The following is an 11,514-nucleotide window of genomic DNA, read 5'->3' as shown; positions in this document are numbered from 1 at the left end:
TTATGGGCAAAATACATCTAAAAAGATCAAAAAAAGGAGCTTAAAAGAGCTCCTTTTTTGTTATAGGAATTTGTTATGAAAACAGCAGATTTAAATAAGACCATCTTTAATCCATTCAGAAAGACGCCCCTTAGTGGTTGCACCAACCATATTGGATGCAACATTTCCATTTTTGAACATTAATAAAGTGGGAATCGAACGAACTCCATATTGAGTGGCCAGTTCAGGATTTTCATCAATGTTAATTTTAGCAATTTTAACTTGGTTTTTCATTTCTACTGAAATTTCATCAAGTATCGGTGCAATCATTTTGCATGGTCCGCACCATTCTGCCCAAAAATCAACAACGACAGGGATAGAAGAGGCTAGAACTTCATTTTCGAAATTGCTCTTATCAATTTTTATACATGTCATTAATTTATCCTTTATATCCACTTTAATATACTGGTATATCTCTTTACATTAGTCTAATTGTGATTGATGTCAAATAGTTGCAAAAATAAGTGGTCGTGGACTCTTTGGGAAAGAGTTTTCTCCTTTATGAAGCAATTTTATTAAGAAGTGCATCGAGTTTTTCAGGCGCAAGTGTAAAGATCTTTGCGTCTTTGCTATAAATCAAAAGAGCTTGGATATCTTTGTCAGGGTGAATAGTTTGTAGCAATTTTTGATAAAGAGCCATTTGTAACAAATATTGTGGAGCAATATCGGTTTCGTTTGTTGGTGGGATTCCTGTTTTAAAATCGGCAAAAATAATACTGTTTTGGGTGATAACTAAACGGTCAATTTGACCAGAAATCGATTGTTCTTTGCCACGGATTTTGACAATACCCATTAAGGATACTTCAGCTCGTGAAAGGTTAGAAAACAATAGTTTCAGCTGTGGATTGTCTAAGATTCCCAAAACATGATGGAGTGCATCTTCTCTTTGGGTTTCATGCCAGTGAGCAGCCTTAGCATTGAGATAGCGCCGTGCATACTCTCGACGATTTTCAGGAGCACAATTGGGGAGATATTGCAATAATCGGTGAACCAGATTCCCGTATTCAATGGGAAAAGTTTTGTGGGGATCTTTTTCTCCTAAAACAGGTGAGATGCTCAGTTGCTTTTTATTGAAGAAAAGTTCTGTTTCGGCATCAATGGTAAGACTAGAAACAGAAGGCCTCAAAGGTTTTGGTAGCGTTGGTTCTACAGGCACTTTGTGATGAAAAAAAGCAGGCAAAGGTGGGAGCTCTTGGCCAGATTCACAGGGTATTTCCTCATTTGTTGAAATAGAGAGAGGTGGTGTGATCGAATAACGCCAAACTGCAATATCGTCTGCAGGGTCTTGTATAGTTACAGCATGGGGTGTGAGGGCTTTTTTCACTAATTGGAGCCATGTATTAGGATTTTCTTTTTCATTTTTATAACCGCACACAATCAATCGGTCTTCAGCACGTGTCATTCCCACATAAAGAAGGCGCTTATATTCTTCTTCTGCACGCTCTTTTAAATGTGAAATTGCTTTGTCAGAGAGTTTTGTGTCGAATTTTTTGTTTGGACGCCAGATAAAAGCGTGTTTATCACCCAAGGGAAATTTAAGTAATTGTGGTGTATGATGTGTATTGTGCCAGATTGCGCTGCCTGAATCAACCAGAAAAACCACGGCTGCTTCCAGGCCTTTGGCTGCATGAACAGTCATAATGCGCACTTCTTCATGGTGTTGATCAAGTTCACGTTTGATTTCAGGCTTTCTTTCATTTAGTATTTCTAAAAAAGCTTGTAATCCCGGTAAACCGGTTTTTTGAATAGCAAGTGTGTAATCCATAAAAGCATCAAGGACCTCATTCGCTTCAGATCCTAAACGGGAAAGGATTTTTTGTCGTCCTTTATCAGTATTGAGAATATGGCTATAAAACTCAAAAACCGGCATTTTATCAACTAAAGAGCGGTATTTTCTTAATTTTTCAAAGGCATCTTTAAAAACCGCATGCGATGAGGCGTGGGTGCAGAGACTTTGCCAAAGGGATCCTGTGCGTTGTGCTGCAATCTGGTAAAGTTCATCTTCGCTTAGTGCAAAAATTGGACTTTTTAAAACACAGGCAAGAGAAAGGTCATCTTGTGGCTGCAAGACAAAATGCGCAAGTGCCATCAAATCGCGGACACTGATATGGCTGGTAAGCTGTAAGCGGTCGGCACCAGCTACGGGAACATTGCGCAGTTTCAGAGCACGGGAAAGAGCAGGTATGAAGTGATCTCGCTTACGAACCAAAACCATGATATCACTGGCGCGTAGTAAACGCCCTTTTGCAGGGAGCATTTCTCCTTTTTGTAACCAGTTGGCAATGGTGTCGGCAATTTTTTCTGCCAAACGCGTTGCAGGTGTATCCAAATGGTCAACGGCTAAGTGCCAATCATCAGGAAGTTCGTTTTTTTCTTTGGAAATGGCATCCCATAAAATGACTTCACCCGGGCTGTGAACACGAATAGGTTCGTGCACCGTTTTCACATTTTCTGCTGAAAGACCTTTGTAATTTTCTGGTGTTTCAAAGACAAGATCAACACTTTTTAAGACATCAGCAGTAGAACGAAAAGAATAATTCAGCTGTACTTTTTCAAATGTCTGGTTCACTTGTTGTATCTGCTTTTGAAGTATTTGGCCATTTGCAGCAAAATTTTCTGGAGCAGCGTTTTGAAAGGAATAGACAGACTGCTTTTCATCACCAACAGCAAAAATAGTTCTTATATTGGTTCGTTGACTGTTGCCTGTGAAAAATTCTTGCGCTAAAAGTTGAATAATCTGCCACTGTTCAGGATTGGTATCTTGTGCTTCATCAAGTAAAATATGATCAATACCACGATCAAGTTTATACTGCACCCACTGACCTGCGCCTTTACATTGCAATAAGTGTAGTGTGCGTTCAATGAGGTCGTCAAAGTCTAGCAAACCATTGGCTTTTTTTAAATCCGCGTAGATTTGAAGATACAGAGCACAAAGCTGAAAAGCAGCCATATTGAGTTTGACAAGTTTTGCGCATCGGTATTTGTCTAAAAGAACCAAGAGTTGGCTTTGTTTGTCTTCAAGCTCTTTAAGAAGCCACATGTCATTTGATTCTTTTGATTCTTTGGAAAATAAATGTGAAAAGTTACGTGGTTTATCACTGGTTGTAAGATAAATTTTTGAAGCAAGATGAATGATATTGGTGTCATCGGAAGAAGTAACAGCTAACTGTGAAAATTGCGCGATTGTCTTTGTTGCGCGTTTGTTACTGTAGATTTTATAATGCTCGAATATGTTAGGAGAGAGCAAAGCAGTCTGTTTAATTTTTGTCAGCAGCAGTTGGTCTGTTTCATCCGGTGCTAAATTAAAGAATGTACGTAACTGTTCTTCTCCACCTTTAGACAGAATAGATGATAGAAAATCAGAAAGTTTATGCTGTTTTGTGACAGCTTCCTGCAGTAATTCATTGAATGTCTTTTCGCTGATAATTTTTAGGAGCTGTTTTAAAGCCGGTTTTGCTTCACTCTTTGTTAAAAGTTGACAACGCGCTTGCTGTAATAATTTTTTTCTGTTTATATCATCTAAGAGTTCAAAATGACCTGCAATATTGGCTTCCAGTGGAAATTGATGCAATAAAGATTCACAAAATGCATGAATGGTTTGGATTTTGAGGCCACCTGGTGTTTCGAGAGCACGGGCAAAGAGTTGCCGCGCATAAGTAAGTTTTTGTTCTGTGGCTGGTTTTTTTTCAAGGCGCGATAAAACTGTTTGGAGCTGTGCATCATCAAGTTCGTTCCAGTTTGAAAGTGTACGAAAAATGCGTGATTGCATGACAGCAGCAGCTGCTTTGGTATAGGTCAGGCATAAAATGCGTGCTGGAGGGGTGCCATTTAACAGTAAGCGGATGACGCGTTCACTTAAAACATGGGTTTTTCCGGATCCTGCATTTGCAGCAACCCACACACTTTTTGTTGGGTGTGTGGCTTTTGCTTGTGCATCAAGGGCTGCTTCGGGAATAGAAACAATAGTCATGATTAACCTTCTTTATCGAAACCACTGGACCATTCTAATAATCGCGCCAGGTGGTCATAATCACCTTCATACTCTTTATGTGAAGGAACTGAATGTGAAAGATAGCCTTGCTGTGGGTTCTGATAATATTCCATTAATGCAATAAGACGTTTCCAGGCTTCTTCACCAAGAGAAACGGCGCTTATCTGATTTGCATTTTTACCTGAAAGAACTGATTGAGGTTTGATTTCTTCTCTTCCTTTTAGGTGGATGTAAAATAAATTTAAGGGCGTAAGATCTTTAAAATCAACAAAAGCTCCTTGCATGAACAAAGCTGTTTCCAGTGCCAATTGTGGAAATAATAATGTGCGAACCATTTCAGATGAAGGAGGCGTACCGGTTTTAAAATCAATAATTTCAGCCATTTTATCTGGTAAAATATCAATACGATCGGCACGCCCTGAAAGAGTGATGCCTGTTGTGCCTATAGGCGTTTTTTGAGACATCACTTCAGCGTACCGTTTTCTCGATCCAAGACTTTGTTCCCACGTGATAATACAGGGCGCAAGATTTTCAAAGTCTGACCACCAGATTGTTTCTACATCAGCAGGCAAGTTTAATTTATCAAATTCTGTGCGTCCAATGGTTCGTAACTTTTCTAATGCGTTTGTAGTATTTGGATTTTCTATTTGGGTGCTAAAGGCAGCCATAATAGCGTGATAGAGTATACCACGTTCAATAATGCTGGGGTCATGGATGAGTGCTTTAAGCGGTTTGAGACGCAAAATTTTTTTCGCATAAATGGCATAAGGGTCATATCGCAGCGTTTCTATTTCAGTGACTGAAAAGTGGCGTGGGCGCATATCAAGTGGTGGAACAGGGCAGGGTCGTTCTGCAAAGGTAGTCATGTCTGTGTGATCAAGCATTTTTGCCCAATGAAGCAATGTTGCTCCTCGTGCACAGATTTGCTCCCAAACCTGTTTGCCTACGACTGTTTCTAAACGTTGGAGCCAGCGTGAAGGAATGGAAGGAGCGTTATCAACCCGTTTGGCTCGGCTCATTATCACTTTATTCATTCCCATGGCCCATTGGAAATCATGTGCAGAAAGACCTATGCGCTGTTCTGGGGGGTCAAGTGTTAAGATCATTTTCATTGGCCGCGATAAAAAAGCATCATTACGGGTTGTGATCGGCCATGTTCCTTCATTAAGACCACCGATGATGACAGTATCGACTGTTTGAAGGCGCGATTCCAAAGTTCCCCAGATAAATAAACGCGGATGTCCACCAGGGGAAGGCGTCACAGAACGGGTTGCTATGAGCGCTGAAAACATAGCTGGCCATTCGCAAAGACGAAATTTTAATCCTGATTGATCGCTAATCAGTTCATGCAAAAAAGTTGCTAAAGCTTTTCCTGCTTCATCTTGATAAAGATGTGCAAGAGAATTATCGTCATCCCGTCCAAAATTTTCAAAAACCTCAACAGTTGCTATGGCGACTTCATTAATGGTGTATTCTCTATCCTGTTTCATTAGGGATGTTAATGGTTCAACTGCTTGCACTAAAAGGCGACAAAGCAGGCGTGCTTCCTCGCTTTTTTGCAGATTAAGGGCATCGTCATCAGAATTATTATAGACACGTGTTTTTATCCATGTTTCAAGAAATTGATCACATTCGCAAAGAGTGATACGACCTGTACTGCCTCTAAGAACAAATAATTCAAAATTTTCTGCCATCTCACGCAATTGATGGCGATTTTGTTCGAGTGTTGTGAGGGGATGTTTAAGAAGGGAAAGAAAAGCGATTGGGTCGCCGGTCGTAAACACATTCTCTAAAATGAGTCGTAAAAGGGTTGAGGGCAATGTTTGTGCAAGGGGTATTCCACCTGAATCATTCGCTTCAATTCCGAAACGCTGCAATTCAGCTGCGACACGGCGTGCTAAATTGCGGTCATTGGTTATAAGAGCTGCTGTTTTTTGGGGTTCTTTAATGGCATTGCGTAAAGCAACAGAAATTGCTAAAGCTTCTTCGCGTTCATTCATGGCTTCAATCAGCGACCAATCTGCACAAAGGTTTTCATAATCATTGCGTATAATTTGTGCCCATAGATGTGTTGTGGAGGCGGGTCGTAGTGCTTCTGATAAAAGAGCGGCACGTTTCTCCTTGATTGCGCTTCGTTGGCCAATTTCGCGAACTTGGATGCGTTGACATTGCATCAAATATAAAAGTTTTTTTAAGTGATATTGAGGGTGACTAAAAGCAGCGGTGGTATGGTCGGAAAGATCAAAAGCTGTTTTGTCTTCATGGATTTCCCCTAATGCATTCCATTGTGCATCATCCATATGAAGATCAAGACCCGGAAGAACAACGGCTCCTTTTGGTAAGCCAGCGATTACCTTTAAAAGATGGGCAACTGCAGGAATAGACCCTGTCGTTCCAGCAGCGATGATAGGTCTATGAGGTTGTGTGCGGTGTAAAATATCTGCTTGCATGTTAAGCGCTTGATTACGCCATTCAGCTGGATTGCTTCGTTGTCTTTCTTTTAAGATTTGCGGCCAGTTTTGTGTGACAATGGTAAGAAAGTCGAGCGTTATTTGCCACCATTCAGCCACCATATCGGGTGCAATTTCTTGGAGTTTTGACCAATCCGCAGATTCTGTTTCTATTTCATCCATCAAGCGTGCTAAATCTTGAGCAAGCCAAATTGCATCGGCGGTATGAGCTGGAATGAGCACATCTTCTGTACCAAACAATGCACGTAGATGAGCAGGCAGATTTTCACGCCAAGGGCGAATAAGGCGCGCTAAAAGGAGGAGACGTTCACTTTCTCCAATCGGGGGATGACTGGCGAGAGCGCTGGTATGGTTTTCAGAAAAGAAAGAACTGTCTTCATTTAGATCTCCTAAAGGAAGAATTGTTGGTAAAAAACTTGATTGTGTCTGGCTTCTTTCGACGAAGGTTGCGCGTAGGGCACGGGCAGCACGGCGTGTTGGTACATAAATTGTGGTATCCGTAAGAGCTGCTTGGATATCTCCATCTGGTGCAAAGTTCTCAATAAGGGTGCCGGATAGAAGTGCATCAACAAAGTGAGGAAGAAAAGCAACTCCGGAAGAAATAGAAAATATACGTGGCTTAAGGGTCATTTGGACTCGTTTTGGTTGTGTAAAAATGTTCATTTTGATGAACGATTTCACTTGTTTCCATTGAGTAGTAAATGAAAAAGTTATGTTTGCACAATAGCTTTCTCAGAAAAGGGGTTAAAAGAATGGATTATAGAGGTTGTATGAATAACGACTTCTGAAATTGTCACTTTTACGATTTAGTGCAAGCCACGATCTAAAAGCAGATAATAGCCATGCATTTTAATCAAAGAGTTAAGGTGTGTACGGAAGAGAAAGAGGTGCCTATATGCACTAAAATGATTATTTTATTTGGCAATTAAAATTGATTTTTTTGTGGGAGATAGTGTTACGGAGATGAAAATATCTACGATGCTTTTGTAAGAAGGCCAACTTCTTGATAAAAGCTTTGTAAAGGAGCAAGAGTTGGATGAGAAAGATTACGGGCAAGATAGTTTTGCAAATGAGGTAAATATTGGAGATAAGATGATTTTTTATCGCGTTGGTGTAGCCGTACAAAAATTCCTAAAACTTTTGAAGCGCGTTGGGCACCTGCAAATGCATACAGTTTGCGCAATTCATCTTCATCGAAAGGTCGCTGTGCTTGATGGCGAGCACTGCAATAGGCGTTGAGAATTTTTGCTTCAAGTGTTGATGGAATAAAGATGCGTGCATCTTGTGCTAAGGAAACAAGGTCATAGACTGTAGGGCCTTTTAAGCCGTCTTGAAAATCAATAAGCCCAATGCGATCTGTTCCTTCTTTATGCGAACGCCAAATGATGTTGGGCGAATGATAATCGCGCATAACAAAAGTATTTTCTCCTTGGGTTAGACTATCGAGATAAGGCTGCCAACACGTAAAAAAAGCTTTACGTTGTTCTTGGTTCAAGTTTTTTTGCTTCTGAAAAGGTAAATACCAATCTAGCAATAAGCAAAGTTCTGCTTGCATCGTTTGACAATCATAAGAAGGAATCTGAAGTAAAAAAGTTGGAAATTGTTTTTCTGAAGGCCATGACTTTTGATGGAAGGAAGCCAGCAATTCGCTACAAGCGATATAACGCTCTTCTATCGGATGACCGTATTGATCTAAAAGTCCTTCGCGTCCTAAATCTTCTAAAATTAACAGCCCATTTTTCAGATCTTTGACAAAGATATGGGGAGCAGAAAATTGATTGTCTGAGATGAGTTGACAGATCCCTACAAATTGACTGATATCTTTTGCGAGGTGCATTATTTCTGCATCAGAGGAGTTTGTATTTTGTGCCATTTGCATGGTTGGGGCGTCCATAAGAATTTCTTTATGGTTACCATCATCTAAAAGTTCGTAGGAACGTGCTGAAGCATCGCCAGCCAAAAAGCGACGATTGACATAACCACGGCCATGAGCTGTTAAAAAAGTTCGTATTGCAAAAGATCTTTGTAGACGTTCGGTAGAATGTTCTGTTGATGTAAGCGTTATATGACGTCCGCAACCTTCCTGTTGTAGGGTGATAGCAAAAGTAGCAGGTCCTAAAAGATCTGCTCCTTTTTCTGGCCATTCAATCAATAAAATACTTTGTTCACGTGCTTCATCAAGCCCTAACTCATCAATTTCTTCTTCCGTAGAGAGGCGATAAAAATCGGCATGAATAACTTCAAATCGTGGGAGTTGATAGCTTTGAACAAGCGTGAAAGTAGGGCTTGGAACATCCAGAGTGTTATCATTGGCAAGTGTATGAATGAGTGCGCGTGCAAGGGTAGATTTTCCTGCTCCAAGATCACCTTGGAGTGTTATAAGATCACCCGGCTTTAGGGCAAGGGCTAAATCTTGTGCAAATAGTTTGGTTGCTTCTTCATTTTCAAGAAAAAAACTAAAATTCATGAAGATTCCCGCTGAGTTTCTGGAGAGGAAATTTATGAAAATATGGCACAAGGTTAAAGAACTTAATCTCCTTTTGGAGCCGGAAAGAAGCACTTAACTGTTGTTCCTTGCCCCAAACCAGTAAGAATTTCAACGTGTCCACTGTGAAGTTCAACAAAGCTCTTAACAAGGGAAAGGCCGAGACCTGCTCCCGCACGTCCACCATGATGCGAATGAGAAGAAAAACGTTTGAAAATCCGATCAAGGATATCGGTTGGAATATCCGACCCTTCATTATGGACACTGAAAACGATGTTATCTTCTTGCATATTGGCATAAAATTCAATTGTGCTTTCTTCTGTTGCAAAATTAACAGCATTACTGAGAACATTCACAAAGATTTGATGCAAGCGTGTCGCATCAGCAAAAATAAAATTTAAGGAAGGAGAAATTTCTTGTAAAAGTGTTATATGACGCCCGTGGAGACGTTCTTCTATTCGTGCTACCGCTTGTGTCATAGCATCAGCGATATTAACTGGTTTTATATCAAGTTCCATAATTCCAGCATCAAGGGTTGCAAGATCAAGGATATCATTAACAATATTGAGAAGGGTACCTGACTCGGAGTGAATATGGCCAAGATATTCATGTTGGCGCTTATTGATAGAACCGAAAATTTGGTCACGTAAAATATCGGAAAATCCAATAATATTGGTAAGCGGTGTACGCAATTCATAAGAAACATGTTGAACAAATTCGTTGCGCAGACGATCAGCGCTCTCTAAGGCCTCATTTTTTTCTTGAAGTACACGTGCGATATGGACAGTGTCTGTAACATTGACAAAGGTTATCATTGTTTGTCCATTAGGAAGAGGCACCAATGTGTAATCAAGTATCATCCCATTTTTCAGATCCATGCGGCCTGAAAGTGTATCGCGTTTTTCAGCAAAACCAGTAATGAATTGGGTAAATGTGTTCCATTCATCTCCCATTGTTAAAGATGAACAATGAGTTTGTAATTGTGTAATATGGGTGCTTTCTACACGTAAATTACTAGGTAGGGACCACAATGTTGATAAGGCTGGATTTGACAAACGAAGGCGTCCATCAGTACCAAAAACAACGACTCCTTCGGAAAGTTTATCAAGTGTTTCACCTTGAATTCTAATCAGTGTATTATAGCGACGCTCAAGATCAATTTTTTCTGTAAGGTTTTCGTAAAGCCAAGTAATACCTCCTTGTGGGTGAGGGGTAGACATAACACGCACAGTGCGTCCGTCGGGCAAATTCCAAATTTGTTGATTTGATTCTATTTGCTGAGCAGCTTTAAAAAGCTCCTCTTTCCATGCGCGCCAATTAGGGTGTTCACCGATAAATCCTTCTTCACGCAAGCGTTCAAGAAGCAATGTATGGCTTGGTTCACTTTCTAGAAAAGAACTCTCTAAGGGCCATAAAACCTTAAAGGCATGGTTGCAGAACTTTAACTTTTGATTGGCATCAAAAATTGCTACAGCTGTTGAAATTTGATCCAGTGTTTCATAATGGCTTTGGAGGATTCGTTCCATTTCATTGGAAAGATTTTCATAGGCGCTGTTATCACGGGCAAAGGCTGCCATCCCTTCTTCTGTTGTAATCCGAGTGAGGTGAAAATGGCGCCGTTCTCCATCAATTATTGTATGGACATATTCTTGAAAAACTGTTTCTATGTCATCTGTCTTGCGCTGTGTTGTTTCGTTAAAAAGATCAATGATGTTATTGCTGTCTTCTTGAAAACCCGTTATTTCTCGAAAAGCGCGGTTGATAAAACAGATTTTATTTTCACGATCTCGAATCCAGATTGGTTCTTGAATACGATCAAGAAGGTTGCGTTGTATTTTCAGTTCTGTAAGGATTTTTTCAATATCTTTTTGTAGACGAGCATTTTCGTTCTGTTGTGCTGAAATATCTTGGAAACGTGCAATGGCCGCTGTTCCCGCGATTATCCCTGTAACTTGCAACAACATTTTATCTGTAGTCGTAATAGAAAGTTCGAAAGAACAGCCATGATAATGCAAGTGAGTAAGCGCTTGATTGAGTTTTTGCAGAGAAGTTTCTTCAAGCCAGCGTTTAAAACACTGAAAATCTTGTCGATTAATACCTGCTTTTTGCAATGCAGGAATGTTGCCAGCTATGCGTGGTGAGCTTGTCGGATTGTCCCAAATGAGAAGACATTGTCCAGTTTCTTCTAAAAGCCATTCATAATGCTTAAGCTTTTCAGAAAAATCTGCTTGAATTGTTTTTAGAGTCTTTTGTCCAGAACTTTTTGTGCTCACAATAACTGCTATACATGCGAAAAGTGAAGCACAGGAAATACCTCCGAATAGTGCTAAAATAAGCCATGAACTATCTGGCCAAGTGAGGGGGGGCATCAAATGGGGTGTTGATGGTTGGGCAATAGCGTGTGCAGGAAAAAAAAAGGAAAGAAAGCACAAAACACCAGAACAGATTTGGATCATCTTCTGAGCTTTTTCTTTGGGGTTATAGTCACCAAAGCGGAGCACGATACACCTTTCTTTTTTTTAACCAAG

The 11,514-nt window shown here is 40.3% G+C and carries 5 protein-coding genes; all 5 read right to left on the bottom strand.

Going from position 1 to position 11,514, the window contains the following annotated elements:
* Positions 1–90 precede the first annotated feature (90 nt).
* Positions 91–414, bottom strand: a complete 324-nt coding sequence (gene trxA / locus NPX98_RS01120; protein WP_269022125.1) for a thioredoxin — start codon at positions 412–414, stop codon at positions 91–93.
* A 124-nt stretch (positions 415–538) separates the two neighbouring features.
* Entirely contained in the window at positions 539–4,009 is a 3,471-nt protein-coding gene (addA, locus tag NPX98_RS01115) for a double-strand break repair helicase AddA (RefSeq protein ID WP_269022124.1), read from the bottom strand.
* 2 nt (positions 4,010–4,011) lie between these two features.
* Positions 4,012–7,131: a double-strand break repair protein AddB gene (gene addB / locus NPX98_RS01110; RefSeq protein WP_269022123.1), complete on the bottom strand. Its 3,120-nt coding sequence runs from the start codon at positions 7,129–7,131 to the stop codon at positions 4,012–4,014.
* A 343-nt stretch (positions 7,132–7,474) separates the two neighbouring features.
* Positions 7,475–8,968, bottom strand: coding sequence for a tRNA (adenosine(37)-N6)-threonylcarbamoyltransferase complex ATPase subunit type 1 TsaE (gene tsaE / locus NPX98_RS01105; RefSeq protein WP_269022122.1), 1,494 nt, complete (start codon positions 8,966–8,968; stop codon positions 7,475–7,477).
* Positions 8,969–9,030: 62 nt separating this feature from the next.
* Complete coding sequence (locus tag NPX98_RS01100) at positions 9,031–11,487, bottom strand: sensor histidine kinase (RefSeq protein WP_269022121.1); 2,457 nt, start codon at positions 11,485–11,487, stop codon at positions 9,031–9,033.
* Positions 11,488–11,514 lie beyond the last annotated feature (27 nt).

Origin of the sequence: Bartonella sp. A05 (assembly GCF_026930145.1) — a bacterium.
Taxonomy (GTDB): domain Bacteria; phylum Pseudomonadota; class Alphaproteobacteria; order Rhizobiales; family Rhizobiaceae; genus Bartonella.
The sequence above is the reverse complement of the archived record's forward strand: the minus strand, read 5'-3'. Positions and strand labels throughout refer to the sequence as shown.

Excerpts from the sequence above, each read along its gene's own strand:
- trxA (WP_269022125.1), bottom strand. The coding sequence starts at position 414 with ATGACATGTATAAAAATTGATAAGAGCAATTTCGAAAATGAAGTTCTA.
- addA (WP_269022124.1), bottom strand. The coding sequence starts at position 4,009 with ATGACTATTGTTTCTATTCCCGAAGCAGCCCTTGATGCACAAGCAAAA.
- addB (WP_269022123.1), bottom strand. The coding sequence starts at position 7,131 with ATGACCCTTAAGCCACGTATATTTTCTATTTCTTCCGGAGTTGCTTTT.
- tsaE (WP_269022122.1), bottom strand. The coding sequence starts at position 8,968 with ATGAATTTTAGTTTTTTTCTTGAAAATGAAGAAGCAACCAAACTATTT.